The organism is Arthrobacter sp. zg-Y1219 (assembly GCF_030125545.1).
Lineage (GTDB): Bacteria > Actinomycetota > Actinomycetes > Actinomycetales > Micrococcaceae > Arthrobacter_B.
In genome coordinates this window covers 75,220-101,495 of record NZ_JASKLY010000023.1, presented here as the reverse complement: position 1 = coordinate 101,495, position 26,276 = coordinate 75,220, and the positions used below count along the sequence as shown (strand labels likewise).

Below are 26,276 nucleotides of genomic sequence, written 5' to 3'. Positions count from 1 at the left end.
CCTAAACGTTGTAGATCTTGCCGGCCGTGATTCCGCCGTCGACCACGAACTCCGCCCCGGTGGAGAAGCTGGACTCATCGCTGGCCAGGAAGAGGACAACACTGGTCACCTCTTCCGGTGCGGCCGGCCGGGTGAGGGTGGTTTCGGTAAAGTCGATCGGTTTTTGCCTGCCCATCACGGCGGTCATCGGGGTCTGGATGGACCCCGGGTGCACCGAGTTGACCCGGACGTGGGATGCGGCCAGCTCCAGTGCGGCCGACTTCGTCAGCCCGCGCAGGCCGAATTTCGACGCCGTGTAACCGTGCATGCCGGCAACGCCCTCCAGCCCGGCGGTGGAGGAAATGTTAATGACCGACGACGGCGCGGACGCCTTCAGCGCCTCGACGGCTGCGGACATGCCCAGGAAGGGGCCGGTCAGGTTGATGTCCAGTGCCCGCTGCCAGCGCTCCACCGGGTATTGGCCGAGGGGGCCGCCGTCGAGGATGCCGGCATTGTTCACCAGGACGTTGAGCCGGCCGAAGGTATCCAGCGTGGTCGCCACGGCCCCGGCCCAGTCCTCGGCGCTGGTGACATTCAGATGCACGTAGCGGGCGGCGTCGCCCAGTTCCGCGGCCAGGGCGGCACCGGCGTCGTCATTGATGTCCGCAATGATCACCTTGGCGCCTTCACGCACGAAGGCCCGCGCGTGGGAGGCCCCCATGCCGCTGGCTGCGCCGGTAATCAGGGCTACTTTGTCTTTGAGTCGTTCGCTCACGGTTGCATCCTCCTGTTGAATCGCCGGTTTGTCCGGCATGTCCCGCTGGGTGGGGCGGGGGGCCCATTCCGACAGGATCCATAATGTCACCGTCCGGCAGACGGGACCGCGGGGAGACCCTCCCGCCTGCCGCTCACCGCTTGTAACCTCAAAGGGGCGAGGGCGGCGCCGATCGCCGCACGTCACCGACGAAAGGAAAACCGATGGAGAGTGTTTCCCTGAACAACGGCGTCGAAATGCCGATCCTGGGCTTCGGCGTGTACCAGGTTCCGCCGGATGAGACCGAAGAGGCAGTGACCAACGCGCTGGCCGCCGGATACCGCTCGCTGGACACCGCCGCGGCCTACCAAAACGAAGATGCAGTGGGGCGGGCTGTGCGGAAGAGCGGCCTGGCGCGCAGCGAATTGTTCATCACCACCAAGCTCTGGATCCAGGACAACGGCGAGGCCACCACCGCCCGGGCGTTCGAAACCTCGCTGCAGAAACTGGGCATGGAGTACGTGGATCTGTACCTGATCCATCACCCCTTCGGTGATGTGTACGGCGAGTGGCGGGTGATGCAGCAGATCTACAAGGACGGCGCCGCCCGGGCCATCGGGGTTTCGAACTTCACCCCGGACCGGCTGCTGGATCTGATCCTGCATAACGAGGTGGTTCCGGCGGTGAATCAGATCGAAACGCATCCGTTCTGCCAGCGGGCGGTGGAAAACCAACTGATGACCGACCGCGGGGTCCGGCATGAATCCTGGGCACCGTTCGCGGAGGGGAAGAACAACCTCTTCTCGGATCCGACGCTGACCGCCATCGGCGGCGCGCACGGCAAGTCGGTGGCCCAAGTGGTGCTTCGCTGGCTGATCCAGCGCGGGGTGGTGGTGATCCCGAAGTCTGTCCGGCCGGACCGGATGGCGGAGAACTTCGACGTGTTCAACTTTGAGCTCAGCCCCCAGGAAATGGCGTCGATCGCGGATCTGGACACCGGGCAGTCCATGTTCTTCGACCACCGGGATCCGGCAGCCGTCGCCCGGCTCAGCGGAGTCACTCTGGAGTAGGGCCGGGGGACGGCGTGCCCTGCTTGGTCTCGGGCGCCTTCTGCAGGTCCCGCACCAGGTAGAGCCAGGGGAAGGATCGGCTGCCCACCTGCCAGCCGTCCGTTTCGTAGTGGGAGGACGGCCGGGTCCAGAGCACGCGGCGGTGTTCCCACTGGGTGTCTGTCTGCAGCATCCGGTGCCGGAGCATGTCGACGCCGATGGTGCGCCAGCCCAGCCGTCCGGCCAGTTCCAGCTCGGGCATTTCATCGAAGGCCGTGACCGGGCCGAGCCAGCGCTCGCGGGAACCGGGGGCCTGTTCCTCCGGGCGGGCGCCGAAACGCTGTTGCACCGCCTGCCGGGTCATCCCCAGCTCGCGGCCCAGTGCGGCCCAACTCACTCCCGCGCTCCGGGCCGCCGCGACGGCCCGGTGCTGCAGCTGCTGGCTGGCCTGCTCGGCGGCCCCTGCCCGAGCCACCAGGGCGAGGTGGTCCTCCTCGGTGAGGGTCCCGGCGTCGTCGTAGTCGCCGAGGATCAGTGCGCCGATCTGCTCTTGCAGGTCGGTAACCGGACCGCGGATCACGGCTGTTCCCCGGCATCGCGGCTGGGCAGCCAGTACTCCTTGCCGCTGCTGTCCGTGTTTCCCCGCCAGACGTACGTGACGGCAAGGTACACGCTGCCCACGATCAGGGTTCCGCCGGCGCCCTGGCACAGGCCCTTGGGGAAACCATGCAGGTCGAGCAGCAGCCAGGTGGCAAACAGTCCAACCCCAACCAGGAACATCAGTGCGGCGTAAACGGCGGTGAAGATGCGGAAAGTTCTCATGGTGTCAATCAAAGCTTGACACCATCGAAACGTCAAGTATTTCTTGACACTTTCTTTTTAGAGTCGGGGTTATGGCCTTCGGCAATCCCTGGCCGAAAGGTACGGGCTACCGCACCGACGCCGGAGTCAGCTGCCGCCGCAGCTCGGCGGACAGCTCCGCCAGTGCCTGCGGAGCGCTGCGGCACAGCCGAGGGAAGGCAAGGTAGCCGTGCGGCATGCCCACGTAGGTGGTGACGCGGACCGGGACTCCGGCCGCACGCAGGGCAGCGGCGTAGCGCAGTCCGTCGTCGCGGATGGGATCATGCTCGGCCACCTGGACCAGTGCCGGCGGCAGTCCGGTGTGGTCCGGGGCCAGCAGCGGCGAGGCGTACGGGTTGCTGCGGTCTGCCAGGTCGGGGACGTAGAGGCTGCCGTAGCGGAGGATGTCCTCCTTGGTGAGGATGGGTGCGTGGGCGTTCTCCTCGATGGATGCGCTGCCCAGGGTCAGATCGGTGGCGGGATAGATCAGGCCCTGAAAAGCGATGGCGGGGCCGGAGCGGTCCCGGGACATCAGCGTCAGCACTGCCGCGAGGTTGCCGCCGGCGCTGTCGCCCACCACGGCGAGCCGGCCGGCGTCGGCTTCCCACTCCGCAGCGCGTTCGGCCACCTCGAGCAGCGCGGCATAGCAGTCCTCGGCGGCAGCGGGCCAGGGGTGCGCCGGTGCCAGCCGGTACTCGAGGGAAACGACGACGGCGCGCGCGTCCCGGGCGATGGTGCTGGCCAGTCCGTCATAGATGTCCAGGTTGCCGACTGTCCAGCCGCCGCCGTGGATCAGGACCACCAGCGGCAACGTGTCGGCGGCATCTTTTGGCCGGTACACCCGGACGGGGATCCGGCCCTCGGCTCCCGCGGCGGTCTCGTTCCTGATCTTCACGCCCGGGGCCCTGCCGCCCAGCACCCAGTCCACCACCGGGTTGTGCTTGATGGTGCGCTGCTGGTCGGCCAGGATCTGCTCCTCGCTCTTGTGCGCCACAGAGGTTCTGGCCAGCACCTTGCCGACCAGCCGCACTCGGAGATCCAGCTTTGCCATGGTGGTGCCTTTCCGTCGGTCCTGTCGCACTAGGCCTGAATATAGTCCTCCACAGCCTGCCGCGCCGGGCGGCGGGCAGGCCGGCGCCGCTCTGCTTGTGATGCGTGCCATATCCCAGTATGGTGACTACACCGCTTGCGGTTCGACTATCGAACGTAGTGTTCAAATAACGAACACCGTCCGGCGGGCACCATCCACGACGAAGTGAGGACACCCGTGCAGTTCCACCACCACGGCTACGTATCCGGCGATCCGCGCATCCAGCCGGCCGCCGGCGTCGGCATCAACCGCCCCGGCGGCCTTCCGGCGGAAGTCGACGTGCTCATCGTGGGCTCCGGACCCGCCGGCATGCTCGCCGCAGCCCAGCTGTCGCAGTTCCCGGACATCACCACCCGGATTGTGGAACGCCGGGACGGGCGGCTGGCCATCGGCCAGGCCGACGGCATCCAGGCCCGGAGCGTGGAAACCTTCCAGGCCTTCGGGTTCGCCGAGGAGATCACCGCCGAGGCCTACCGGATCACCGAAATGGCGTTCTGGCGGCCGGACCCCGCGGATTCCTCACGCATCATCCGGTCCGGCCGGGCCCTCGACGACGAATCGGGCATCAGCGAATTCCCGCACCTGATCGTCAACCAGGCCCGCGTGCTGGATTACTTCGCCCGGTACATGGCCAACTCGCCCACCCGGATGGCGCCCGACTACGGCTTCGAATTCCGCAGCCTGGAGGTCGACGACGACGCCGAGTATCCGGTCACCGTCACCCTCCAGCACACCGCCGGCCCGGACGAGGGCACCGAGCGAACGGTGCGCGCCAAGTACGTGGTCGGCGCTGACGGCGCGCGCAGCAAGGTCCGCCAGTCCATCGGCTGCACCCTCGCCGGCGACAAAGCCAACCACGCCTGGGGCGTGATGGACGTCCTGGCCGAAACGGACTTCCCCGACATCCGCACCAAGTGCGCCATCCAGTCCGCCGACGGCGGCAGCATCCTGCTCATTCCGCGCGAGGGCGGCCACCTGTTCCGGATGTACGTGGACCTGGGCGTGGTTCCCGAGGATGACAACGGTGCGGTCCGCAAAACGACCGTCGAGGAAATCATCGGCAAGGCCAACGAGATCCTGCAGCCCTACACGCTCGATGTTCGCCACGTCGCCTGGCACAGCGTCTACGAGGTGGGCCACCGGCTCACCGACCGGTTCGACGACGTCCTGCCGGCCGACCTGGGCACCCGGACCCCGCGCGTGTTCATCGCCGGCGATGCCTGCCACACCCACAGCGCCAAGGCCGGGCAGGGCATGAATGTCTCCATGCAGGACGGCTTCAACCTGGGCTGGAAGCTCGGCCACGTGCTCGACGGCCGCAGCCCGGAAAGCCTGCTGTCCACCTACTCAGCCGAACGCCAGGTGGTGGCCAAGAACCTCATCGACTTCGACAAGGAGTGGTCAACACTCATGGCCAAGCGGCCCGAGGAGTTCGAAAACCCCTCGGACCTTGAGGACTTCTACGTGAGCACCGCCGAATTCCCGGCCGGATTCATGACCCAGTACACGCCGTCCATCCTCATTGCCGAGCCCACCCACCAGGACCTGGCCACCGGCTTTCCCGTCGGCAAGCGCTTCCGGTCGGTACCGGTGCGGCGGGTCTGCGACGCGAACACGGTCCACCTCGGCCACCTGGCGCAGGCCGACGGCGCCTGGCGGATCTATGTCTTCGCCGATCCTGCGGCGGCCGGAACCTCGTCGGCGGTGACCGATCTCGCCGACTGGCTGGCCACCGCGCCGGAGTCACCCCTGGCCGCGGTTCCGGAGGGTGTTGACCGCAGCGCCTGGTTCGATGTGAAAGTCATCTACCAGCAGCCGCACACCGGCATCGAGATCGGCGCCGTGCCGGCGGTGTTCAAGCCGCAGACCGGACCGTTCCAGCTCACCGACCTCGCGAAGGTCTTTGGCACCAACCCCGGAGAGGACATTTTCGACCAGCGCGGCATTGACCGGTCCGGCGTCGTCGTGGTGGTCCGCCCGGACCAGTATGTTGCCAACGTCCTGCCGCTGACCGCGACGGCGGAACTCGCCGAGTTCTTTGCCCCGCTGCTGCCGGCCCGCCGGATCGCCGCCGTGGAATCGCCGTGAGTCCGACGGCGTCCACCAGCCAGACGCTCTCCCGCGGCATCCGGGCGCTGGAAGTGATGGCTGATGCGACCGGCGGCCTCACCATCGCCGAGATCGCGGCCGCGCTGGACGTCCACCGCTCCATTTCCTATCGGATTCTGCGCACCCTGGAGGAACACTCGCTGGTGCTGCGCGACGACGCCGGCAGGTTCTCCATCGGTCCCGGCATGGCAACGCTGGCCCGCGGCGTGGGCAACCGGCTGCAGACAGTGGCCATCCCGGAGCTCACCGCCCTGTCCTCCGCCCTGCAGATGACGGCCTTCATCTCCGTGTGGGACCGGCGCCAGTGCGTCACGCTGGTCTCGGTGGAGCCGCCCCGCGGCGACGGCACCATTGTGCAGCGCCCGGGAACCCGGCACTCCTTCGCCGCCGGAGCGACCGGCATCGCGATTCAGTCCGCCGTGACGGAGGCTGAGTGGGAGGAACTGGCGCCGGGGGAGGCGTACCGGGAGGAGTCGCGCACGGCGGCCCGGCTCGGCTACGCGTTCAGCCGCGATGAGGTGATTCCCGGGGTCAGCTCCGTGGCCGTGCCCGTTCTGGCCAGCGGCCAGCTTCCGGCCGCCCTCGCCGTCGTTTATCTGACCAGCGATGTGCCGGCCGAACAGCTGGCCGCCCGCGTGCTGGAGTCGGCCGCCGCCATCGAGCAGCTGCTGCGGTAGGTTCGGCGTCCGCGTCAGCGCACCGGGATGCACCCTGAGCACGGCGGGACCATCTACTGCGGTTCCTGGGGGCCGGGGGACACGTTCGACCAGGTGGCGGCAGCCCCGGAGCCGGGAAAGACGGCTTGCTTCGTGGGGCTGTCCCCGGCCACCCCGTCTGCGACGTAGTAGGTCAACAGGTCAGGGATGTTGGGATCGTAGGGCGCGTACAGCCCCGGTGCCAGCGCAACAACCTGGCCGTCCACGAGCTTGCCGTCGAACCAGGCAGCGACGCGGTAGTCCAACGACTCGACGTTCACGACCAGGGGATAGCCCGGGTAGGCGGCGCCGATCCCCTCCACCGCTGACGGGGCGGGCGCCCCGGGCGATGCCGCGCTGCCCGTGCCGGTCTCATAGGACGCGCAACGGGTCAGGAGCTGTGCGACCGCGCCTGTCCAAGTGGCGACGTTCAGGCTCCAGGGAGAATCGGGGTGTTCGGCCCGCAGCGCGGCGTTCTCCATGGGGGAGGACAGCTCCTCCAGCAGCGCCTCCATGCCCTCCGGGGCGTTCCGAGCTATGCCGGCAATTTCCTCGTTGAGGAGGCTTGCGGTCTCGGCCGTGCCCAGGAAACCGCTCGTCCCGCCGCCGATTTTAACGAGGTAGATGGCGTCGTACAGGGGGCCTTTGCCATCGGTCCCGAGGAGCTTGAGGCAGGCCTGCTCCTCCGCGTTCAGTGCCACCGGTTCGACGGAAGGCTCGGAGGTTGCCGTGGCAGCTGGCGCACCGCTCTCCGCGGCTTCCGCGCTGCAGCCGGTGGCGAGCAGCAGGGCGATGGCAGCGCTGGTGACAGCTTTTCTCATGGTTTCCCCCGGAAATCCTAGACAGTCGTCCCACCCTAGCGGTTCCCCCGGCCTGCCGAGGCATAAGCGCTCCGCAGCGATTTAATCCCGTGAGTGCCCCCGGGGCCTCACAGTCGGTCAAATCCTTACGGCCGGGAACCGTATTCTTCGTCGGTGACGTGCGCACCCCACTGCGCCTCGTCGCCGTCGTCGGCCGGTGCCTCCCACATGGCCAGGTGAGTCATGAAGGAATCCGGAGCGGCTCCGTGCCAGTGCCATTCACCGGGCGGCGTGTAAACGGTGTCGCCCGGCCGGATCTCCAGGACCGCGCCGCCGCGGGACTGGATCAGCCCGCTTCCTTCGGTGACGTGCACTGTCTGCCCGACGGCGTGGCTGTGCCAGGCCGTGCGCGCTCCCGGCGAAAAGTGCACAGCGTTCACGCGCATCCGGGATGGCGCCGGTTGCGGAGCGGCGATGACGTCAAACCAGACGTCTCCGGTGAACAGGTTCTCCGGGCCCTTGACTGAGGGCTGCTTCGGTTCGACTCGCATGGCTGCTCCTTGGCGGACGATCGCGGTGGCTGGGATCCGGACCGCCCCGCGGTGCTGCCCGGTGTAGGTCACCGACACTACAAGTGGTGCCCGGCCGTTGGGAGGGTCAGCTCGCATCGGAAACCGCCGGCACTGCCGATGGGTGAGGAAGTGGTGTTGAGTTGATACCAGCCGACAAGACGAAGGAGACCTGCGATGGCCCCGACAGAAGCGGCGCGCAGCCAGTACGAGGAACGGTTCCCCGGGAACACTTCCACATTGAAAGACACCGATCCGGAGCTCGTTGATTATTTTGGCAACTTCGCCTTTGACGAAGTGCTGCGGCACAGCAGGCTGGACGCCCCGACCCGCCTGATGGTGCAGCTGGCAGCGATGATTGCCTGCCAGGCGGTGCAGGAGTACCGGGTGATGCTGGGAGTGGCGCTGCGGGTGGGGGTGACCCCGGTGCAGGTGAAGGAGCTTGTTTATCAGGCAGTGCCCTATGTGGGGATGGCCAAGGTCTTTGACTTCCTCCATGCCACCAACGAGGTTTTGACTGAGCACGGCATTGCCCTGCCGCTGCCCGGACAGTCAGCCACCACGCCGGAGACCCGGCTGGAGGAAGGCCTCCGGGTGCAGAAGGCCGTCATCGGAGCCGACCGGGTGGAGGGGCTCTACGCCGCCGCGGCCGCTGACGAGTTGCACATCCAGGGTTTCCTGTCGGACAACTGCTTCGGCGACACCTACACGCGCACCGGCGTCGACCTGCGCACCCGGGAGCTGCTCACCTTCGCGATGCTCGTCTCCCTCGGCGGCTGTGACCCGCAGGTCAAGGGGCACATAGCCGCGAATGTCCGGGTGGGCAACGACCGGGAACGGTTGATCGACGTCGTCACCCAGCTGCTGCCGTACATCGGCTACCCCCGCACGCTCAACGCGCTCGCGGACATCAACGAGATCACCGATCCGCCGGCAAAACCGTCCCAAACGGGTGGGCACCGTGGCGACGGCGGGAGTCCGGGAGTAGCGTGAGCGTTCGCTGGACGGGTTTGTGAGCGGAACGGCTGAGGCAGCTGAAGAGGCAGGCAACTGAAAAGACGTGGGGGCATGGAGGACACGACCGATGTGAACAGCAGCGACAAGGACCCGCTGTGGGCGCTGATCCACGCCGAGCGGGCAAAACTTGCGGAGGACCTCGCCGGCCTCACCGCCGAACAATGGCGGCACAGCACGCTGTGCGAGGAATGGAATGTGGAGCAGGTTCTCGCCCACCTCACCGCGGGGGCAAGCCTCAATCAGCGGCGGTGGCTGCAGAGCATGCTGGCCGCCCGCTTCCGTCCCGACGTCCATAACCAGCGTCGCCTCGTTGAACACCTGGGCAGCACTCCCGCCCAGACGCTCGAGCGGTTCCGCGCCGTCATCGGTGCCACCACCGCCCCCTCATCCCACACGGCGGCGTACCTGGGGGAAGTTGTGGTCCACGCCCAGGACATCCGCCAGCCGCTGGGGCTGCCGCGGACCCCGTCGGTGGAAGCGCTGGTTCCGGTGGCTGAGTTTTTTACCGCCCGTGACTTCACCGTTCCCAGCCGGTCCTACTCCGACGACCTGCAATTGCGGGCCACCGACTGCCGCTTCACCGCGGGATATGGGCTGTTGGTCAACGGCCCCATCCTCGCCCTCGTCATGAGCATAGCGGGCCGCTCCGCCTACCTGGATCAGCTTGGCGGACCCGGTGCATCGACGCTGCGGTCCCGCGTGCAACGCGGCCGCGGCAACAGTGGTCGGGGCGGCAGGAACCTGGCCAAAACCGGCGAGTAGCGGCTCCCGGCGCGGAGCCTAGGCCCGCCGGGTGGCCTGAACGACGGCGTCGGGCAGGGTGGCGGTCTGCCCGTCCGGCGCCGTGACGGTGCGGGTCTGCAGTTCGGCGGTCGTGATGGTCCACTGCGCCGGATCCAACAGGGCCGCGACATCCGCTGCCGTGACGGTGGCTTCGGCGGGCGGATGATGTCCGTGGCCGGTCATCGCCGCGGGATCATGGGCGTGGCCCACGATCAGCAGCGTGCCGCCGGGGGAGACCCAGTCCATGATCCGCTCGTAGAACGCCAGCTGCGGCATGGCCGGATGCGCATAGCTGGTCATCACGAGATCGAACCGCCGGCCCGGTTCCCAGGACACCAGATCGGCTTCAACCCAAGTCACGCTGCCGGGCAGGGTCCGCTCTGCGGCGTTCCGGGCGGCCGTGGCAAGGGCTGTGGAGGAAGTGTCCGCGCCGACGACGTCCCAGCCGCTGGCGGCCAGCTCCAAAGTTTCGGTGCCGGTGCCGCAGCCGGCATCGAGCGCCGTGCCCGGAGGAAGAGCGCGGATTATGCGCGTGACGTAGGGGTTCGGCTGGCTCTCTGCCGGAGCAGCGGTTGTCCGCTCGGGGGTCTCGTGCCAGTGCTGTTCCCAGTAGTCCCTGTCGAAGCTGTGTGCCATCTTTTCACCCTAGCCGCTCGGTCGTGGGGGATGCAGGGACCGGTTTTCCGTCCGTTTTCTGGAGAATCGTCCGGTTTGGGGAACATCGACCGATTTGGGAAATTTCTGCCACTGCGCACCGGACGGATCTGCCCACAATGGACGGATCTGCCCAAAGCGGAGGTCAGTCCCGCCCCATCCCGGCGGGGATCCCTCGGCCGCTGGCTCGGTTAGGTCCGGTGGTTCCCGTCCGGCGGAAGCCGACCACCGTGAGGTAAATCCCCAGCGAGGCCTCCCAAATGATCTCCGGAAGCGTAGCCAGCGCAGACGGCACCGAGGACTGCCCGTAGGCGCCGAAAAGCACGGCAATACCGGACAGTGACATCAGCGGACCGCCGATCAGGCCGAACAGTGCCAGCGGCCGCGGCACCAGGTGCGAGCGGTACATCAGGAACCCCAGCAGCAGTCCGTTCCCGATGCCCACCACGAATCCCGGGCCGAGCAGGAAGGTCCAGCCGTGCATTGCCACCAGCGCCCGGGCCATGGGCAGGTACTCCCCGGCGTCGGCCCCGGCGGTCTGCCGCAGCGTCACCACGGTGAGCACGCTGAGAATGCCCACGGCAATCAGCGCGCATTCCATGATCCGGGCTGCGACATAGCCGACCGCGGCGGTCTCGCTGTGCCGCCGCAGCACGGGATACAGCACGACGGCGGTGCCGATGTTGGTGATAATCAGCACCAGTTCGCAGACCGCGCCGAGCAGGATCCGGGTGTCCGCACCAGGGCCCGTGAGGTAGTCCGGGTCGGTGAGCAGAGGTGCATACAGAATGGCGCCTGCGATGGCGGAGACGAAGGTGAGGAGAAAGAGGATCCCGGCGGTCCGGGCGGTCCGGTTGGAGGCTTGCATGGTGCTCCCTGTCGGCCAAAGGTGTGCTGCGTACACCGGATGCGATGAACCTAGGTGTATGACGTACACTCTGTCAAGCATCAATTCTCAGGAAGGTGGCCGCTTGGCACAGGAATCCAAGGACCAGCAGCAGGAACCGGCCTCACGCCGGTCGCGCCTGAACCGGGAATCCGTACTCCGCGCCGGCGTCGAGCTGGCCGACCAGGTGGGTCTCGAGGGTTTCACCATGCGCACCCTCTCCCAGCAGCTCGGCGTGGTGCCCATGGCGCTGTACAAGCATGTGGCGAATAAGCAGGAACTGCTCGAGGGCATGGTGGATCTCGTCTGGAACGAGGTCACGGAGCCTGACGCCGGGCACGGCTGGAAGCAGGCCATGCGTGATCGGGCCGTCTCGCTCCGGGCCGCACTGGTCCGGCACCGCTGGGCGGTGGGGCGGATGGAGGCAGCAGGACGCCCGGGCCCGGAGAACCTGCGACAGCACAACGCGATACTGGGATGCCTGCGGCAGAGCGGGTTCTCGTTCCGCACCACCGTCCACGTGATGAGCTTGCTGGACGCCTACGTGTACGGCTTCGCCCTGCAGCAGAAAACACTCTCTTTCGAGACTCCGGAGGAGTCGGCCGCGGCTGCCGCAGCAACACACGATGCCGAATCCGCAGAGACAGCGGCCAGATATCCGTACCTGCTCGAAGTGGTGGGCGAGCTGGCGAAGCAAGGCTATGACTACGACGCCGAATTCGCCGTCGGGCTCGATGTCCTGCTGGACGGCATCGAGGCTCTGCGGGGTTCCTGGCACAGCGGCGGCACGACGCCAAACGGTTAAGCCGGGGCCGTATTACGGCGCCGGGGGAGGGCAGAAAAGCGTGCATGGAGGGAAACGCGGAGGCTGGGCGGCGGTGCCATTGCCGCAGCTAAGGCGCGCTCGGATGCGGCTGTGAGGCGGCGGGCCCGGCGCATTCAGGCGTCGTGGTGAAGCTGCCGTCCCGGGCAGCCTAGGCGCCGGATTCCGGAGACGGATCGGGGTTTGTCCAGCCTCCGCGGTGCGTCATCGACGGTTCAACCGGCTCCGGGGCCCGCCACACGACAATTAACACGGTGGCTATCGGTCCCAGCAGCACTGAAAGCAGGAACCAATTCCAGCGGGAACGGTTCTTTTGTTCAGCGAGACCGGCATTAATGATGGCAACGGTAAAGCAGAACCAGCCTAAATCCACATAGGTATCCATTGGCCCACCCAACCACAGTTGAGAGGGGACTGCCGATTCGCGGGTCCGCTCATTGAAACGTTTGTTTTAGCTTTTGTACGAATGTTGCGGCACCTTCACCTGAGAAATCTTCGTGATTGACGGGGCGACCCGAGATGGCCATGAGGAGTGCCAGCGAGTTTCCTCTGACCACCGGTCCAGAACCGTGCTCAAACCCTGTGTCGGAAGCTTGCAGACAAAATCCAGCTGCGCGTTCCTTGCCGCCGCCCATAAAGACACCGGTTCCAAGCTGATAACGCAAGGCCGAATCGACTGCCTCACTGGGATACGAATGCACGAACCCCAGGGGACGCCGAATGTCCTCACCATGCACGATCGCCTCGACGAGCCGAGTTGCCAGAGCAGCGGGCGGCGTCTTGGTTGCTTCGCGTACGCGGCGGAACTCAGCCAGGGTGGCTTCCGGGGTCGCAGCGCGTTCCCTGATGATGCCGTTCGCGTTTTCTTTGTCGAAATCGAACTTCACGGTGATCATCCGCCGGAGAAAACTAAGACGAGTTGTCTTCGCGGAATCCACGAGATGAGCTACGACATCGTGAATGTCCCAGCCGGGGCAGAGCGAGGGTTGGGTCCATTGCTCCGGGGTCAGCGACTCAAGTTCCCTGATGAGGGCTTGGCGTTCGTTGTGTACGGCCGGCCACACCGCTGCCGAAGATCGGGAAGACATGGGGCAATATAACCACGTTCGACGGCGGCCCCCCGCCGTAAGCGGAAGGCCCGCCGTCGTTCATTTCGGCTAGGAGACCGGAGCCAGTTCCGGGTAGTCCGTGTAGCCGGCGGCGCCGTCGGTGTAGACCGTGCTCTGGTCGATCTCGTTCAGCGGGTGGTCTTCCTGCCAGCGGCGGGCCAGGTCCGGGTTGGCGATCACGGGGCGGCCGACGACGGCGGCGTCGGCCAGGTCCTACTCGAGCAGCATGATGGCATCGTCACGGGTGGTGACCGTGCCGAAGCCGGTGTTCATCAGTACCGGGCCGGCGAAGCGGCGGCGCAGGCCCTGGACCATCTCGTCGGCCGGATCGGCGTGCAGGATGCTCAGGAAGGGTCGGCCATACGGCGACTGGGCGCAGGCGCGGCTAGGGTGGCGGATCCTTGGGCCGTCGCCAGACGTCCTGATGCAGATGCACATGTGGTGTCAGGGTTAGTCCTCCCACGACGGCCAACCGCACTCCGCTAGATTGATTCCATGACTGTTGCGGGGGCTGTGCTCGAGATTTCCGATCTGTCCGTGGGATACGGCGGCACTCCGGTGTGCGGACCGATCACGGCCCGCGCGGAGGCCGGTGAGATCCTCGGCATGGTGGGCTTCAACGGCGCCGGCAAATCCACCGCCGCCCGCACGATCGCCGGCAAGCAGGCCATGCTCGGCGGAGAAGTGCGGGTCCATGGGCTGCCCGTTTACGAGGACGGCATCCCGTTCCGCCGGCAGGTCGCAGCCCTGTTCGACGAGGATGCCTTCTTCCCCTCCCTGTCCCTGCGGGAGCACCTCCAGCTGGTGGCGCGCGGGCACTCGCTGCCGGATCCCGATGCCGCCGTCGACGCCGAACTGGAGTACTTCGCGCTGGGGGAGCGCGCCGACGCCGTTCCCGCCGCCGTTTCCTCCGGGCAGCGGCGGCGGCTGCTGCTGGCCTCCGCCCTGATCCGGCCCTCGTCCCTGCTGATTCTGGATGAACCGGAGCAGCGCCTGGATCCGGCCATGCGCGAACGGCTGGGCACCCGGATCAAGACCTATGCCGACGACGGCGGCACGGTGCTGCTGGTGACCCACGACCCGGCGCTGCTCCTGGCCACCGCCGGACGCTGCCTGCTTATTGACGACGACGTCCGGGAGATCGCACCGGAGCACGCCGCAGCGGAAATTGCCGGGCGGTAGCCGTGGCCCAGGACGCCGCCGTCGGAGGAGTTTCCGCGGACTTCAACCCGGTCCGGTACACCCGGCACGCCTCGAGAACCTTCACCCGCGCCCGGACCCGGATCCGGGATGTCTTCGTGGACGCCTATACCGCTGTTCTTGCGCTGGGAACCATCGGGGCGTTCGCTGCCGGTCTGGTCCTGGCGCTGCGCGAGCAGGTTGCCCAGGCCTGGGATGCGGAAGCCGCCGGCCGCACGCTGCTGCCCCCGCCGTCGTTCGCCCTGCCCGACGGTGCCGCAGCGACCGCACTGCTGTTCGCCGTCCTGGCGGCAGCGATGGTCCTGGCCCGGAAACTGGGTCCGGCGGCGGTGACGAGAGCCGAAGGGTACTGGTGGCTGAACCTGCCCCTGGAGCGTCGTCCGCTGGTGACCGGACGGCTGCTCCGCCGGCTGGGCCTGGTGTGGGCGGGTGCGTTCATGCTGTACCTGCCGGTTGGTTTCATCACCGACCTCCAAGCCAGCGTGCCAGGACAGTTTCTGGCGGCGGCAGTGTTCGGAGCGGCTGCCGTCACCGCAGTGCTGCTCGCGGCCCTGCGGCAGATCGGCGCCGGACCTGCGGGGTCCGGGGGCGGTGCCGGTGCCGGTGCGGGGCAGCTTGGGCGAACAGCAAACGGTCCGCTGCCGGGACTGCTGCTGCTGGCCGTGCTGAGTTTCGTGCCGCGGCAGGCCGCCGCCGGTCAGTGGGGTCCGGCCCTTGTTGCTCTGGCGGCCGCCGTCGGGCTCGGGCTCATTGTCTTTCCGCGGCTGGGGACGATTCCCGCCCGGGATCTCATCAGCGCCGGCGGCGTTTCCGGGCATGCCGGTGCCGCCCTGTATCTGATGGACCCGAACGAAGTGGGGCGGGCCCTGTCCCGGAACTACGGCGCGATCGTCTCCACCCGTGCCGGCCGCTGGTATGCGCGGGGCGGCCGGACCCCGTTCGGGGCGCTGCTGCGCGCCGATACCGCAGCCTTCCTGCGCGCCCGGGGCTGGCTGGGCCGGCCGGTGCTGCTTGGGCTGCTGTGTGTCGTCCTCCTGCTCACCGGCGGCACGCAGCCGGTGCCGCTGCAGCTGGCCCTGATCTCGGCGACAGTGTTCGCTGCCGTTCCGGCAGCGGGAGCGTTGGCCCGGCAGACCGCCATCACTCCGGGGTTGGACGTGCTGCTGCCGTTGTCGCCGGCCCTGGTTCGGCTGAGCCGGATGGCTCTGCCCGCAGCGGTCCTGGCACTGTGGGCCGCGGCGTTCCTGGCTGTGCTCGTGCTGCTGGGTGCGGGAAGTGCGGAGCTCATCGTCTTGGGCGCGCTGGCCGGCGTGGGCTTCGGCGCATCGGCGGTGCGGGGTGCGTACCGGCCGGAGCCGGACTGGACGCTCCCGCCCACTGACACCGTTTTCGGACCCGTGCCGTCGGCGCAGACCGGGGCCATGGTCCGCGGACCGGACACCACGCTGCTGGCCCTGGTTCCCCTGCTGCTGGGGATGTTCCTGGGCTATGCGCCCGCAGCGCTGCTGCTGGCCCAGGCCGGCTTTTCCGCCGGGTGTGTGCTGCTGGTGATGTTCTCGGACCCCAAGTAGGGCAGTCTTTTGCGGCTCGGAATTACTCCAGCGCGAGCAGCTCGCGTGAGCGCTGGTATTTGGCGGCCAGGCGGGTCCGGTCCTCTTGGTCCAGTTTCTGGACGCGTTCGGGGTTGGTGTTGTCATCAATGTCCGCTGCCTTGACGATGCGGGCAAGGTTGTTGGCCCGGACGCGTTCGAAGTAGCTTTCGACGGGTTCTCCCTGACGTTTGGTCATGGCGTCCACGCCGGCGACGACGGTTTCTGGGAAGCCCTGCTCCCGCAGCCCCTGCAGGGTCACGCCGGTGTCTTCCACCGCGTCATGCAGCCAGGCCACAGCCTGCGCCTGTTCGCGCAGATCCTCCGGCGCCCTTTGCGCCGCGGTCCGGGCGACCCGCTCGGGATGCGTGATGTAGGGGACTCCTGTCTTGTCGGTCTGGCCTTCGTGCGCAGCTCGTGCCACGCTTTCGGCATTGGTGATGAGGTTGTCCATGTATTCCCCCTGCGGCTCGTAGCCGTGTTTGCGATTTGTCAGTTGCTGTTGGTGCCAGCATAGGGGCCGGCTACCCCATTAATGCCGCAAGGTCCTGATGCTCAATGGCGTGGCAGAACCGGCGCCGTCGTCGTCGAGCTGTGCGCCAGGGCTCTACCTCTTCGGCCAGACGCTGCATGGCGCCGTTGCGCAAAACCCATAGTCGATATTCGTACGCAGGAAAAGAGCACTTGACAAAAATGGGCAATTTTCTGGAGACGGGATAGCCTTCGCATTCTGGGACGACACTGTGTAGGCAGTACACGTAACAATGTCAGAATCATTTTGGGGATGAAAAGAGCCGCGTCATGCAATCGAACATTGTTCACCGAGGTGCAGCTACCCGTCCTGTGCAGCAGCACTCCAGCCCAACCACCCTGTGGTCCGTCCTGACCATGGAGCCGGAGCGTAAGGATGTGGGCGACGGAATAGTCCGCCACATGGTTGCCCCGCTGTCTTCCCAAATGCGGCTCGAAGCGGGCCAGTTTAGTTTTTCGCGCAGCCTGGAATCCGACCATCCGGCCGTGCTCCTGCATGTGCGGGCCACCGACGACGTCGCTCAGCGCCTGTGGAATTTTGCCCACGTGCTGGCGGCGGAAAGCGTTGCCAGTCTGGGTACCGTGAAGATCTCCAAGTCGCAGGGCATCGTCTATCCGCCACGGCCGGGCGAGCCGGTGCCTGAGTTGGTGGAAGCGATATTTGCACGGTTCGGTGGACCAAAGGGCTTGGAACTGACAGGTGAGATTTCTGAGGTGTCCTCGGATTTGGCTTTGTGGGCGGTCGACCGCTTTCCCGGCCTCACCATGCGCTCGATGCTGGCCGCCCTGCTTCTCTTCGACGCCGGCCACGCCATGATGCGGGGACCCCGGTCCGCTGTCTGGCCCGACCGCAGAACCACAAGCTGGGACTACTACTGGAACGCTCATCTGCACGCCTGCACGGGTTCTTTTGGCTCCCAGTCTGAGCGTGCGCGCAGGGCAATGATGGACCGGATAGCACCCCGGATTATGCCCACACATAGGGTGATGGCCGCGCTGGCCTCCGAGCCGGCGGTGGATATCTGGCGGAAGCGCTGGGCACGGGCCATCGATGAGTATTTGTATCGGGCGGACAAGCATCGCATCAGTCGCAGCGCACAGCAGCTGGCTATGGGGGCGAGCCAGCTGGCACTCAACCGGCTGGGCTTTTCGTTCCGGGAGCAGGCAGTCCTCGGCCTATACGCGCGTGCTTGGAGTAAGGACATTGAAGCGCAGTATTCCGGCGAGGAGTCCTCTCGCACCCGTACAAGTCAGGCGGGTAAGAAATGACGGTGTAGGCGGCACCGGCCTGTGTCCCGGATTTAGACGGGGGAGACTCGTCGGAGATCCGTTAAAGCTGGGCGCGCCGCTGCTGCTTCGCGGCGTCTCGGACACGCTGCAGCAACTGGCCGCGCCATACCAGTACCCCGAGGATCGCTGCCGCTCCGAGAAACATTCCGGCCATCAGGCCCAAGCCCACGGTCGGGCCCCCGCCGCCCGTCTGCGGATCGGCGGCCAGAACCACGGTGATGGCGGCGAGCATTCCCGTGCCGGCGGCCAGCGAGAGGATCAGGGCGTCCACCCAGCGCGTCGTTCGGCTGGTCAGGAAGGCTCCGCGCCCGGCAAGCGTGAGCAGCCGCCAGATACAGAGCAGCGCCGCCTCGCCGCATACGATGGCAAGCACCGCCAGCACGGTAAGGGGAGTCCGCAGATAGGCGACTTCGGGAAAACTGGCCGCCGCCTCCGCAGCAAGCATCGGAAGGACCACCGCCTGCACCGCAACCGCGACCGCGAGCATTGCGCCGATGAGGACTTTCAGTTCAGTGATTGCCGCTGACCGCATCCGGGTCTCCCATGTATCGATAAGCGGTGAAAAAGCATCGTTGGCCGATGCTTGCATAAGCATCCGCGAGGCACAAGAGCCGCATAACGGACGCTGGAGTCCTAGCGGGTCAACCGGTTCCGGTGCCCGCCACCCACAGTCAGGACGGCGCAGATGGGTCCAGGGTGAGAGTATTCGCGGAAATGAAGGCGCCCGACGGCGGCTGCCGGGCGGCGAAAGTTCTAGGCGAACCGTGACCCCGCGGACATCGCGAGGTTGCGGAGGTCGGTGAAGTGCTCGGCTGTGCCCAGCCGGTTCAGCAGACGTGCCGCGCGGACCATGGCGTTTCCCCGCCGACGCCGGATGGAGTCGTAGCGCTGCAGCCCGGCGGCAACATCGGGCGCCGAGCTGAGGGCATCGACCAGCGCAACCGCATCCAAAAGTGCCTCACAGGCGCCGCGGCCAAGGTTCGGCGCCATGGCGTGCGCGGCGTCGCCCAGCAGCGCCACGTTGCCGGACACATAGGAGCGGAGCGGCGGAACGTCGAACAGCTCGCGGTAATCTATCGGGCTCCCGTCCAGTTTTCCAAGGACCCGGGCGACGTCCGGGTGCCACCCGCCGTACAGGCTGCGCAGCAGGCCGGTACCCTGGGCGCCGAAGGCCTCCGGGGAACCCAGCGGGGGAAGGTCCGCCGAGCGGAGACAGGCAAACCAGTTGGTGCTGACGGCATCCAGCGGCGTAATGCCGAACAACCGGCCGCGCCCCCACGTCTCGGTGACCCCGCCGGCCGGGCCGGCAACAACGCCGCGGAAGGCCACCGTTCGCAGCGACCGTGGTGGTGCCGCGTTGCAGGCGGTGCGCAGCCGGCTGGATATGCCGTCGGCGGCCACGACAACATCGGCTTGGGGCAGGGATGCAGGCCCGGCGACCGGCGAATTCCATTGGATAAGCCCGTCGGGAAGGTCCCCGGAAAGGGCCTCCAGCAGGACGGTGCGAGGCACAAACCGAGCGGTCCGGTTGCGACCCATGGCTGCGATCTTGCTTCCGTCGGGTTTCAGAATTCGAGCGCCGTGCTCTTCCATCGAACCGGCGAGGACCGCGTCACTGGCACCCAGCGATTCCAGTGCTCTCAGCGCCTCGGGCCACATGGCCAGCGCCGTTCCGCTGCCGGGCAGGTTTGCGCCGCGTTCGAGCACCTGGACCGACCATCCTGCCCGCAGCAGGCCGCGGGCAGCAGCGGTTCCCGCGATGCCCGCTCCGACGATCAGTGCCGAACCGCGCATGCCTTCTCCTCACCACTGGTTCTTGCGGTTCCGCCGGGGAGCGGCCCCGGCGGAACGGTGATTCAGCTCATCCGGGAATTTACGCTGTCTGCTGTCTGCTGTCGACATCGGTTTCCACGCCCGCTCCGGCCTTTGAGGCCGACCGACCAATAATATGGACGCCAGATCCAGCCGGAAATGCTCGTGATGAACTGAACGCGGCGATGCCTGTTCCGAGTGCCTAATAGGAACTCGAGGGTCGCGGGCCTACCCATGCTTCTGCGCAGGTGCTGTCCTTGGAAGGGAAGGGATTCGACCGCAGAAGGAGACACCATGCGTGGCGTAATACTGCATGCCCCAGGAGATGTGCGCGTCGAGGACCGGGCCGATCCAGCGATTGAAGAACCGACTGACGCCGTCATCCGGCTCGCAGCGACCTGCATCTGCGGATCGGACCTGTGGCCGTACCGGGGCGTGGAGGACGCCCATAACGCACCCATGGGACACGAGTACATCGGCTGGGTGGAGGAGATTGGCCCCGAGGTGCGGACCATCAAGGCCGGGGACTTCGTCGTCGGCTCCTTCTGGGCCTCCGACAACACCTGCGAAATCTGCCGGGCCGGCTACCAGAGCCGATGCGTCAATGCCGTGCCGATGGGCATGATGGGAACCCAGGCGCAGTTCGCCCGGATTCCGCTGGCCGATGGCACTTTGGTGGCCACGCCGGAATCCCCGCCGGCGGATCTGCTGCCCTCACTGATGGCGGCCTCTGATGTGCTGGGCACCGGGTGGTTCGGCGCCGTGGCGGCTGAGGCCGGCCCCGGCAAAACCGTCGCCGTGGTGGGGGACGGCGCCGTCGGCGTGTTGGCCGTCCTGGCCGCGCGACAGCTCGGCGCCGAGCGGATTATCGCCTTTAGCCGGCACCCCGAACGCCAGCAGCTCGCCCGGGACTTCGGAGCCACCGATATCATCGCCGAACGCGGTGATGCGGGGGTGGCCGCCCTCAAGGACCTGACCAACGGGCTCGGCGCCCATTCGGTAGTGGAGGCCGTGGGCACGCAGGAGTCAATGATGCAGGCTGTGCGCTCCACCCGGCCGGGCGGCCACATGGGCTTTGTGGGCGTCTCTCATGACGTCGCTCTTCCCGGGCTGGAGTTGTTCTTCGCCGAGATCCACATGCTCGGAGGCCCCGCTCCCGTACGCCGCTTTCTGCCCGACCTCATTCAGCGGATCTGGGACCGGAAGATCGACCCGGGCCGGGTCTTCGACCTCACACTTCCGCTAGGCGACGCCGCGGAGGGCTACCGGGCCATGGACGAACGCCGGGCGGTAAAGGTCCTGCTGACTCCGTAAATCATCCTCAGTGCCGTCCCGGGGCCGTCGGCTCTATTGCTCGGCGGACATCTGCCGGACACTGAACACATTGGCCTCGGGACCGCGGGGGCGGATACGCATCAGCCCAGCCGCGGGATGCCGCTGCACCAGCCCTCTGACGAGGAAGAACAGGCGAACACCGTACCCCGGAAAGGCATTCCGATGAGACTTCCTTCTCCTGCCCGGCGGGCTTTCTCCGCAGTTCTCGCCGTCTGCATTCTGGTTCTGGCGACGGGGTCAGGTGCATTCGCCTCGTCCCCGGTGTCAAGCCCACAGTCCGCGCCCTTTGCCGTGGTGAACGACGGCACCGGTCCGCAGTTCTACAGCGGACTGAACATCGACGTCCAGGATGACGTTTCCGGTGACGTGTACGCCTCGGGGCAGAGCGTCACCATCAGCGGAAATGTCACGGGGGATGTGATCGCGGCAGCCCAAACGATCACCATTACCGGCAACGTCGACGGAAACGTGCGGCTCGCCGGGCAGGACGTGACCATAAGCGGTGACGTTGCGCGCAGTGGAACGATCTTCGGGGCAACCGTCACCATCACCGATGCCGGGTCATTCGGGGACGACCTGGTGGGTGCCGCGGGCGACATCGCAATCTCCGGTGCGATCGGCCGTGATGTCGAGGTGGGCGTTGGAAACCTCACCATCAGCGGGACGGTCGGGGGCAACCTCACGTACAACTCCGACGAGGAGGCAAGCATCTCCGCGGATGCGGTCAGCGGCACCGTGGAGCGCATCGCCCCGGAGCCCGAGCAAGAGCCCTCGGCGGGGGAGAAGTTCGTTGGGTGGCTGCTCGGGTTGCTGTATGCGCTGGTTGCGCTGAGCCTTATCACGGTGCTCGCGGGCTGGCTCTTCCCCAGGTTGCTGCACCGGGTGACCGACCGGCTCCTGCCTCGGCCATGGCATGCGCTGCTGGTCGGTTTCGTGGCATCAATCGCCGTTCCGCTTGTGGTGCTGCTCCTTCTGGCCACGGTCATCGGGGCGCCCCTGGCGCTGTCAGTCCTTTTGGTCTGGATAACGCTAACGCTCGCCACCTTCGTCCTCGGCGCCTATTTCATTGGCAGGCTGATCTTCCGCGGCAACCAGCATCCAGTGATCAAGGCGCTTATCGGGGGTCTGATCCTCATTGTCGCGCTGCATATTCCGTGGCTGAACATCGTCGTATGGCTGGCCATGGTGTTCCTTGGACTTGGTGCGCAGCTGCTGGCAATCTATGACCGTCGTCCCTGGCGCCGCGTACCGCCCGCTTCCGGTCTCTCCGGCGTCGAGCAGCGGAGGGGCGACGGCGGGGGCCAGCCCTCAGCCTTCGACTCTCACTGAAGCCCTCCGGCGCGCGGGGAGTGCATCATGCCTAACTGCGACGAGGTTCATCCGGGGGTGCCGGGGTGTCCTCCGGGCCGTCATCGCCGCTGATCCACTGTGCGAAGCGCGCACCGGGATCCCCGCCGATCACCAGGAAGCGGGCAAAGAGGGTAAGCGGCACAGCCAGGAGCGAGCCGACCGCTCCCAGCAGGGTTGTCCAGAGGACCACCGAGGCGAAGGTCAGCGTGACGCTCAGCCGAACTGATTCCCCAACGAACCGGGGCTGGATCAGCACTTGGAGAGTGACGTTGACGATGCAGTAAATGGCCAGCACCAGCAGTCCCAGCCCCCAGCCGCCAACCGCGACAGCGAGCACGACGGGAGGCACGACGCCGAGGACGAAACCAATGTTGGGAATGAAGTTGGTGACGAACGCGAGCACCGCCCAGACGAATGGACCGGGTACGCCGAGAACCCAGAGGGCGAGTCCGTCAATCACCGCGACGATCAGCCCGAATATCGAGTTGACGAGGAAGTACCGGTTGGTTCCGGCGGCGAACTGATTGAAAGCTTGCAGTCGCCGGCCGCTCGCCTCCGCGAGCTCCGCCGGTGGGTTCTGCCACCGTGCAGCATCCATCCCGAGAAACATCGCGTAGGTGAAGACAAAAAAGACGGCCGTGCCCAGACCCAACAGTTGCGTGCCGGCGTTGAAAACGGTCGTCAGGAGTGTAGATGGCTGGATTGCCCCGGCAACCTCGTCCATCGATACGGTGCTGAATCCGAGGCTTTGGAAAAACGACTCAAGTGTCTCGGCGCTCTCGTCCAATTGGCCTGCATAGTCGGCCAGAATGCGCCCGAATTGCCCCAGAGCCAGAAGGACCAGCACGGCCAGAACCACCAGGATGCCCCACGCGATCGCCACGACGACGAGCGTGCCTACCCAGCTTGGGACGCCGCGCCGATCCAATGGTCGTCGAGCGGGCATAGCGATAATGATGAGCGCCGCGGCCAGCACCAGCGGCGCCAGGAGCGATCGGCCTGCCCATACCGTCCAGCAGGCACCACCCGCAGCCGCCAGAGTCAGCAGAATCCGTGTTGGTCTTGCAAGTCCGGGTGGCCCGGGTGGCTCGCGATCGCTCATGGGGCCTCACAGCTGTCAGGGGACGACGACGCTAAAGTCCGGGCTCCGCTGCTTCTTCCCGGCGGCCCCTACCACCACAGGCTGGCGCACAGGGCAATCTCCGTCTAGGGGCAACCGTGTATACCGGGGTCAAGGGGCGCGAATCGTTCCCGGGCACGGGGCGACTCTGGCACCGGTCAGACTCCGTCCAGCAATTGAAGCGCTCCGCGGCCAGCGCAGCAGGAGATCCACGCTCCGTTTTATACCCTCGCTGCTCTACGATGCCACGGCGGTTCATCACGCTCGTGAGAGGTGCGGCTGAGGGGCGGGACCGGTGCCAAGGTCCACAGGTAGGGTCGTGTTATCCAAAGAGAGGACCTGCCCGTGGTTTCCATCGCCTGGCTCCGCGACGACCTGCGCACAGCTGACAACCCTGCCCTCCTGGCCGCAGCGCAGGACGGCGGCGCGGTAGCCCTCTATATTCTGGATGAGGAATCACCGGGCATCCGGCCGCTGGGCGCCGCCGCCAAATGGTGGCTGCATCACGCACTGAAGACCCTGCGGCATGATCTTGAGGCCCTGGGCATTCCGTTGGTCCTGTTGCGGGGGCCGGCAGTCGACGTCGTTCCTGCGTTCACGCAGGAGGTGGACGCGGAGCGGGTCTTCTGGAATCGGCGCTACGGCGGGCCGGAGCGGAAGGTGGACACAGCGATCAAGGAGTGGGCTGCGGGCGCGGATGTGCAGGCGGAGAGCTTTCAGGCTTCGCTGCTGCATGAACCCTGGACTGTGCGTACGGGCGGCGGCGGACCGTACCGCGTTTTCACTCCCTTCTGGCGAACGGTGTCCGCAATGGATTTCCGGGCGCCCTTTCCGGCTCCGGACAAGGATGCTGCCCCGCCGGACGGCATCCCCGCCGGGGAGCACCTTCAGGACTGGAACCTGCTGCCGCTGAATCCGGACTGGGCCACCGGGTTGGCGGAAGCCTGGACCCCAGGCGAGGAAGCCGGCTTGTCCGCACTCAGCGACTTCCTGGCCGGCCCGGTGCAGGATTACGACGACGGTCGCGACCGCCCGGCGAAGCCCGGAACCAGCCGGCTCTCCCCGTACCTGCGGTGGGGGCATGTGAGTCCGTTCCAGGTGTGGCACGCGCTGTCCCGCGTCCGCGGGAACGGGCCCGGGCCGGATGTGTTCGGCACCGAAATTGGCTGGCGTGAGTTCTGCTGGCACCAGCTCTTTCACAACCCGGATCTGGCCACCAAGAACCTGCGGCCTGCCTTCGACGGTTTCCCCTGGGAACATCCAAAGGGCTCCGGACCGCAAACCCCGGCAATCCTGCGGGGGAGGGCGGGGCAAGCGCCGTCGGGATCCCGGCCTGATGGCTTGGACTCCCTCGATGCGTGGAAGGCCGGGCTGACAGGAATTCCGCTGGTCGACGCCGGCCAGCGGCAGCTTTGGAGCATTGGCTGGATGCATAACCGGGTGCGGATGGTCGCCGCCAGCTTCCTGATCAAGAACCTGGGCATCCACTGGCGGGTGGGCGAGGAATGGTTCTGGGAGACCTTGGTGGACGCAGACCCCGCGAGCAATCCCGCCAACTGGCAGTGGGTCGCGGGCTCCGGCGCGGACGCAACACCATTCTTCCGGATCTTCAATCCCCAGACACAGGCAAAGCGCTTTGATCCCAAAGGTGAGTACGTCGCCCACTGGGTGCCGGACGCACTGACTCCCGCCTATCCCGAGCCGCTCGTGGACCTGTTGGAGTCCCGCCGGCACGCGCTTGAGGCGTACGAGAGTATTCGCTGAGCTGCGCAGCGCGGCTCAGGCGAGGCACTCACGCTCGAAATACCCTCAGTGAGCCTGACAGGAACGGCTCGCCAGCGGAGCAACCCGTGCCGAGCACGCCGACCTCCTCGACGACGCCGTGGGCGCATGGATCGCCCGGCACTCGCGGGAGGAGGTGATCACCGCGTTCGAGGCTGCGGACGCCGCAGTGGCACTGATCTATGACCCTTCGGACATCGTTGCCGATCCGCAGTTCAATGCCCTCGGAACCATCCACCGGATTAAGGACGCCGACCGGCGACATGGCCATGCAGGGACCGCTGTTTCGGATGTCCAGGGATGAAGCGACGATCGCGTTCACCGGGCGGGTGCATGGCGCGGACACCGAGGCCGTGCCGACCGAGCTGGGTTACACAGCCGACGAATTAGCGGCGCCGTACGACGACGGAAGCATCGGACGAGCCGGCCCATCGTCGTCGCACTCTACGCACCCGCCGACCGGCCCGAGCGGCCCGAGCGGCCCGACCGGCCCGAGCGGTTCGAAAAGGCGCTGCGGGCCGGGGTGGATGCGGTCATTGTTGATCTCGACGACGCCATCACCGCATCGCCCCAGGCGGATGCCCGTGCCGCGCTAGCTTCAGGGCCGGCAGTGGATATCTGGCTCAAGCTGTGGGCACCGGCCATCGATGACTATTTGTACCGGGCGGACAAGCAACGCCTCAGTCGCAGTGCGCAGCAGCTGGTTACGGGGGCCAGCCAGCTGGCACTCAACCGGCTGGGTTTTTCGTTCCGGGAACAGGCGGCCCTTGGACTATATGCGCGTGCCTGGAGTATGGATATTGAAGCGCAGTATTCCGGTGAGGAGCGCTCTCGCCCCCGCTAAGTCATCCGAGTAAGAAACGACGACGGCCCCTCCACTGCATGCCGAGGGCACGCCGTCGTCGTGCGTTTCCGGCCAAGAAATCGGGGCCAGCTCGGAGTAGTCCGTGTAGTCGGCGGCACCGTCGGTTTCCAGCACGCCCTGGATGTTGTGTTCCGGGGAGAAGCGGATTGCGGTGTGTTCGGCGCCGATGGCCTCGCCACCGTCGTCAACCAGAAAGGAGCGATGCAGCGCGCGTCGCTGGTTCACAAACCCCATAGTCGCTCTGC

28 protein-coding genes and 1 pseudogene are annotated in these 26,276 nt (G+C 66.7%); 14 read left to right on the top strand and 15 right to left on the bottom strand.

Annotated features, from left to right (window positions below):
* Position 1: 1 nt before the first annotated feature.
* Positions 2 to 754 carry a glucose 1-dehydrogenase gene (locus QNO00_RS17065; RefSeq protein WP_284025405.1) on the bottom strand — a complete coding sequence of 251 codons (753 nt, stop codon included), beginning with the start codon at positions 752 to 754 and terminating at the stop codon, positions 2 to 4.
* A 203-nt stretch (positions 755 to 957) separates the two neighbouring features.
* Between QNO00_RS17065 and QNO00_RS17060 the strand changes: the two genes are divergently transcribed.
* A complete protein-coding gene (locus tag QNO00_RS17060; RefSeq protein ID WP_229966709.1) occupies positions 958 to 1,803 on the top strand; it encodes an aldo/keto reductase in 846 nt (281 codons plus the stop codon).
* Here the strand turns inward: QNO00_RS17060 and QNO00_RS17055 are convergent.
* From QNO00_RS17055 to QNO00_RS17045, 3 genes are all read right to left on the bottom strand, one after another.
* Positions 1,790 to 2,362, bottom strand: coding sequence for a hypothetical protein (locus QNO00_RS17055; protein ID WP_229966708.1), 573 nt, complete (start codon positions 2,360 to 2,362; stop codon positions 1,790 to 1,792). The genes QNO00_RS17060 and QNO00_RS17055 overlap by 14 nt on opposite strands.
* Positions 2,359 to 2,604 (bottom strand): hypothetical protein, encoded by a 246-nt coding sequence (locus QNO00_RS17050; RefSeq protein ID WP_284025404.1) that lies wholly within the window; start codon positions 2,602 to 2,604, stop codon positions 2,359 to 2,361. Before QNO00_RS17050 ends, QNO00_RS17055 begins: the two co-directional genes overlap by 4 nt.
* 106 nt (positions 2,605 to 2,710) lie before the next feature.
* Complete coding sequence (locus QNO00_RS17045) at positions 2,711 to 3,673, bottom strand: alpha/beta hydrolase (protein WP_284025403.1); 963 nt, start codon at positions 3,671 to 3,673, stop codon at positions 2,711 to 2,713.
* A gap of 216 nt (positions 3,674 to 3,889) precedes the next feature.
* On the opposite strand from QNO00_RS17045, the gene QNO00_RS17040 reads away from it, so the two are divergent.
* Entirely contained in the window at positions 3,890 to 5,800 is a 1,911-nt protein-coding gene (locus tag QNO00_RS17040; RefSeq protein ID WP_284025402.1) for an FAD-binding monooxygenase, read from the top strand.
* Positions 5,797 to 6,498 (top strand): IclR family transcriptional regulator, encoded by a 702-nt coding sequence (locus QNO00_RS17035; protein ID WP_284015896.1) that lies wholly within the window; start codon positions 5,797 to 5,799, stop codon positions 6,496 to 6,498. Before QNO00_RS17040 ends, QNO00_RS17035 begins: the two co-directional genes overlap by 4 nt.
* 53 nt (positions 6,499 to 6,551) lie before the next feature.
* On the opposite strand, the gene QNO00_RS17030 is transcribed toward QNO00_RS17035, so the two are convergent.
* Both QNO00_RS17030 and QNO00_RS17025 read right to left on the bottom strand, forming a co-directional pair.
* A complete protein-coding gene (locus tag QNO00_RS17030) occupies positions 6,552 to 7,337 on the bottom strand; it encodes a hypothetical protein (RefSeq protein ID WP_284025401.1) in 786 nt (261 codons plus the stop codon).
* A 125-nt stretch (positions 7,338 to 7,462) separates the two neighbouring features.
* A complete protein-coding gene (locus tag QNO00_RS17025) occupies positions 7,463 to 7,867 on the bottom strand; it encodes a (R)-mandelonitrile lyase (protein WP_284025400.1) in 405 nt (134 codons plus the stop codon).
* A 195-nt stretch (positions 7,868 to 8,062) separates the two neighbouring features.
* On the opposite strand from QNO00_RS17025, the gene QNO00_RS17020 reads away from it, so the two are divergent.
* Together QNO00_RS17020 and QNO00_RS17015 are read left to right on the top strand one after the other, a co-directional pair.
* Positions 8,063 to 8,878 carry a carboxymuconolactone decarboxylase family protein gene (locus QNO00_RS17020; RefSeq protein WP_284025399.1) on the top strand — a complete coding sequence of 272 codons (816 nt, stop codon included), beginning with the start codon at positions 8,063 to 8,065 and terminating at the stop codon, positions 8,876 to 8,878.
* 75 nt (positions 8,879 to 8,953) lie between these two features.
* Entirely contained in the window at positions 8,954 to 9,664 is a 711-nt protein-coding gene (locus QNO00_RS17015) for a maleylpyruvate isomerase family mycothiol-dependent enzyme (protein WP_284025398.1), read from the top strand.
* Positions 9,665 to 9,682: 18 nt separating this feature from the next.
* Here QNO00_RS17015 and QNO00_RS17010 read toward each other — a convergent pair whose 3' ends face one another.
* Both QNO00_RS17010 and QNO00_RS17005 read right to left on the bottom strand, forming a co-directional pair.
* Positions 9,683 to 10,321 carry a class I SAM-dependent methyltransferase gene (locus QNO00_RS17010; protein WP_284025397.1) on the bottom strand — a complete coding sequence of 213 codons (639 nt, stop codon included), beginning with the start codon at positions 10,319 to 10,321 and terminating at the stop codon, positions 9,683 to 9,685.
* Positions 10,322 to 10,484: 163 nt separating this feature from the next.
* Positions 10,485 to 11,207, bottom strand: coding sequence for a DUF4386 domain-containing protein (locus QNO00_RS17005; RefSeq protein ID WP_284025396.1), 723 nt, complete (start codon positions 11,205 to 11,207; stop codon positions 10,485 to 10,487).
* Positions 11,208 to 11,310: 103 nt separating this feature from the next.
* On the opposite strand from QNO00_RS17005, the gene QNO00_RS17000 reads away from it, so the two are divergent.
* Positions 11,311 to 12,030, top strand: coding sequence for a TetR/AcrR family transcriptional regulator C-terminal domain-containing protein (locus tag QNO00_RS17000; RefSeq protein ID WP_284025395.1), 720 nt, complete (start codon positions 11,311 to 11,313; stop codon positions 12,028 to 12,030).
* Between the two features lie 169 nt (positions 12,031 to 12,199).
* Here the strand turns inward: QNO00_RS17000 and QNO00_RS16995 are convergent, their stop codons facing one another.
* The 3 genes and pseudogenes from QNO00_RS16995 to QNO00_RS16985 form a co-directional block, all read right to left on the bottom strand.
* The gene (locus QNO00_RS16995; RefSeq protein ID WP_229966700.1) at positions 12,200 to 12,433 is read right to left on the bottom strand and encodes a hypothetical protein; all 234 of its coding nucleotides are present in this window, start codon (positions 12,431 to 12,433) and stop codon (positions 12,200 to 12,202) included.
* Positions 12,434 to 12,482: 49 nt separating this feature from the next.
* Complete coding sequence (locus QNO00_RS16990; RefSeq protein WP_284025394.1) at positions 12,483 to 13,136, bottom strand: maleylpyruvate isomerase family mycothiol-dependent enzyme; 654 nt, start codon at positions 13,134 to 13,136, stop codon at positions 12,483 to 12,485.
* A gap of 69 nt (positions 13,137 to 13,205) precedes the next feature.
* Positions 13,206 to 13,508 (bottom strand): annotated as a pseudogene (locus tag QNO00_RS16985) (alkene reductase); the annotation flags it as partial.
* A gap of 144 nt (positions 13,509 to 13,652) precedes the next feature.
* Between QNO00_RS16985 and QNO00_RS16980 the strand changes: the two are divergent.
* Both QNO00_RS16980 and QNO00_RS16975 read left to right on the top strand, forming a co-directional pair.
* Positions 13,653 to 14,339 (top strand): ABC transporter ATP-binding protein, encoded by a 687-nt coding sequence (locus QNO00_RS16980; RefSeq protein WP_284025393.1) that lies wholly within the window; start codon positions 13,653 to 13,655, stop codon positions 14,337 to 14,339.
* Positions 14,340 to 14,341: 2 nt separating this feature from the next.
* Positions 14,342 to 15,928 carry a DUF6297 family protein gene (locus QNO00_RS16975; RefSeq protein WP_284025392.1) on the top strand — a complete coding sequence of 529 codons (1,587 nt, stop codon included), beginning with the start codon at positions 14,342 to 14,344 and terminating at the stop codon, positions 15,926 to 15,928.
* A 22-nt stretch (positions 15,929 to 15,950) separates the two neighbouring features.
* Here the strand turns inward: QNO00_RS16975 and QNO00_RS16970 are convergent, their stop codons facing one another.
* A complete protein-coding gene (locus QNO00_RS16970) occupies positions 15,951 to 16,400 on the bottom strand; it encodes an HD domain-containing protein (protein ID WP_284025391.1) in 450 nt (149 codons plus the stop codon).
* Between the two features lie 347 nt (positions 16,401 to 16,747).
* Here QNO00_RS16970 and QNO00_RS16965 point away from each other — a divergent pair, with 347 nt between their 5' ends.
* A complete protein-coding gene (locus tag QNO00_RS16965) occupies positions 16,748 to 17,746 on the top strand; it encodes a lantibiotic dehydratase C-terminal domain-containing protein (RefSeq protein ID WP_284025390.1) in 999 nt (332 codons plus the stop codon).
* A gap of 61 nt (positions 17,747 to 17,807) precedes the next feature.
* On the opposite strand, the gene QNO00_RS16960 is transcribed toward QNO00_RS16965, so the two are convergent.
* Positions 17,808 to 18,299 carry a DUF2975 domain-containing protein gene (locus tag QNO00_RS16960; protein ID WP_284025389.1) on the bottom strand — a complete coding sequence of 164 codons (492 nt, stop codon included), beginning with the start codon at positions 18,297 to 18,299 and terminating at the stop codon, positions 17,808 to 17,810.
* Between the two features lie 221 nt (positions 18,300 to 18,520).
* Positions 18,521 to 19,561: an FAD-dependent monooxygenase gene (locus tag QNO00_RS16955; protein WP_284025388.1), complete on the bottom strand. Its 1,041-nt coding sequence runs from the start codon at positions 19,559 to 19,561 to the stop codon at positions 18,521 to 18,523.
* Between the two features lie 312 nt (positions 19,562 to 19,873).
* Here QNO00_RS16955 and QNO00_RS16950 point away from each other — a divergent pair, with 312 nt between their 5' ends.
* Together QNO00_RS16950 and QNO00_RS16945 are read left to right on the top strand one after the other, a co-directional pair.
* Positions 19,874 to 20,893 carry a zinc-dependent alcohol dehydrogenase family protein gene (locus tag QNO00_RS16950; RefSeq protein ID WP_284025387.1) on the top strand — a complete coding sequence of 340 codons (1,020 nt, stop codon included), beginning with the start codon at positions 19,874 to 19,876 and terminating at the stop codon, positions 20,891 to 20,893.
* Between the two features lie 282 nt (positions 20,894 to 21,175).
* Complete coding sequence (locus QNO00_RS16945; protein ID WP_284025386.1) at positions 21,176 to 22,243, top strand: DUF8173 domain-containing protein; 1,068 nt, start codon at positions 21,176 to 21,178, stop codon at positions 22,241 to 22,243.
* Between the two features lie 31 nt (positions 22,244 to 22,274).
* Here QNO00_RS16945 and QNO00_RS16940 read toward each other — a convergent pair whose 3' ends face one another.
* Positions 22,275 to 23,366 (bottom strand): AI-2E family transporter, encoded by a 1,092-nt coding sequence (locus tag QNO00_RS16940; RefSeq protein ID WP_284025385.1) that lies wholly within the window; start codon positions 23,364 to 23,366, stop codon positions 22,275 to 22,277.
* A gap of 363 nt (positions 23,367 to 23,729) precedes the next feature.
* Here QNO00_RS16940 and QNO00_RS16935 point away from each other — a divergent pair, with 363 nt between their 5' ends.
* The 3 genes from QNO00_RS16935 (at position 23,730) to QNO00_RS16925 (ending at position 26,010) form a co-directional block, all read left to right on the top strand.
* On the top strand, positions 23,730 to 25,148 hold the full coding sequence (locus tag QNO00_RS16935; RefSeq protein ID WP_502863522.1) for a cryptochrome/photolyase family protein: 1,419 nt from the start codon (positions 23,730 to 23,732) through the stop codon (positions 25,146 to 25,148).
* 118 nt (positions 25,149 to 25,266) lie between these two features.
* Positions 25,267 to 25,470 (top strand): CoA transferase, encoded by a 204-nt coding sequence (locus tag QNO00_RS16930; protein WP_284025384.1) that lies wholly within the window; start codon positions 25,267 to 25,269, stop codon positions 25,468 to 25,470.
* Positions 25,471 to 25,689: 219 nt separating this feature from the next.
* Positions 25,690 to 26,010, top strand: a complete 321-nt coding sequence (locus tag QNO00_RS16925; RefSeq protein WP_284025383.1) for a hypothetical protein — start codon at positions 25,690 to 25,692, stop codon at positions 26,008 to 26,010.
* The last annotated feature ends 266 nt before the right edge of the window (positions 26,011 to 26,276 follow it).

What these genes read in the sequence shown, in the direction of transcription:
- QNO00_RS17060 (WP_229966709.1), top strand. Translation starts at nt 958, where the DNA reads ATGGAGAGTGTTTCCCTGAACAACGGCGTCGAAATGCCGATCCTGGGC.
- QNO00_RS17010 (WP_284025397.1), bottom strand. Translation starts at nt 10,321, where the DNA reads ATGGCACACAGCTTCGACAGGGACTACTGGGAACAGCACTGGCACGAG.
- QNO00_RS16965 (WP_284025390.1), top strand. Translation starts at nt 16,748, where the DNA reads ATGCAATCGAACATTGTTCACCGAGGTGCAGCTACCCGTCCTGTGCAG.
- QNO00_RS17045 (WP_284025403.1), bottom strand. Translation starts at nt 3,673, where the DNA reads ATGGCAAAGCTGGATCTCCGAGTGCGGCTGGTCGGCAAGGTGCTGGCC.
- QNO00_RS17030 (WP_284025401.1), bottom strand. Translation starts at nt 7,337, where the DNA reads ATGAGAAAAGCTGTCACCAGCGCTGCCATCGCCCTGCTGCTCGCCACC.
- QNO00_RS17025 (WP_284025400.1), bottom strand. Translation starts at nt 7,867, where the DNA reads ATGCGAGTCGAACCGAAGCAGCCCTCAGTCAAGGGCCCGGAGAACCTG.
- QNO00_RS16990 (WP_284025394.1), bottom strand. Translation starts at nt 13,136, where the DNA reads ATGTCTTCCCGATCTTCGGCAGCGGTGTGGCCGGCCGTACACAACGAA.
- QNO00_RS16940 (WP_284025385.1), bottom strand. Translation starts at nt 23,366, where the DNA reads ATGAGCGATCGCGAGCCACCCGGGCCACCCGGACTTGCAAGACCAACA.
- QNO00_RS16960 (WP_284025389.1), bottom strand. Translation starts at nt 18,299, where the DNA reads ATGCGGTCAGCGGCAATCACTGAACTGAAAGTCCTCATCGGCGCAATG.
- QNO00_RS16970 (WP_284025391.1), bottom strand. Translation starts at nt 16,400, where the DNA reads ATGGACAACCTCATCACCAATGCCGAAAGCGTGGCACGAGCTGCGCAC.
- QNO00_RS17005 (WP_284025396.1), bottom strand. Translation starts at nt 11,207, where the DNA reads ATGCAAGCCTCCAACCGGACCGCCCGGACCGCCGGGATCCTCTTTCTC.
- QNO00_RS16950 (WP_284025387.1), top strand. Translation starts at nt 19,874, where the DNA reads ATGCGTGGCGTAATACTGCATGCCCCAGGAGATGTGCGCGTCGAGGAC.
- QNO00_RS17015 (WP_284025398.1), top strand. Translation starts at nt 8,954, where the DNA reads ATGGAGGACACGACCGATGTGAACAGCAGCGACAAGGACCCGCTGTGG.
- QNO00_RS17050 (WP_284025404.1), bottom strand. Translation starts at nt 2,604, where the DNA reads ATGAGAACTTTCCGCATCTTCACCGCCGTTTACGCCGCACTGATGTTC.
- QNO00_RS17020 (WP_284025399.1), top strand. Translation starts at nt 8,063, where the DNA reads ATGGCCCCGACAGAAGCGGCGCGCAGCCAGTACGAGGAACGGTTCCCC.
- QNO00_RS16955 (WP_284025388.1), bottom strand. Translation starts at nt 19,561, where the DNA reads ATGCGCGGTTCGGCACTGATCGTCGGAGCGGGCATCGCGGGAACCGCT.
- QNO00_RS16980 (WP_284025393.1), top strand. Translation starts at nt 13,653, where the DNA reads ATGACTGTTGCGGGGGCTGTGCTCGAGATTTCCGATCTGTCCGTGGGA.
- QNO00_RS16995 (WP_229966700.1), bottom strand. Translation starts at nt 12,433, where the DNA reads ATGGATACCTATGTGGATTTAGGCTGGTTCTGCTTTACCGTTGCCATC.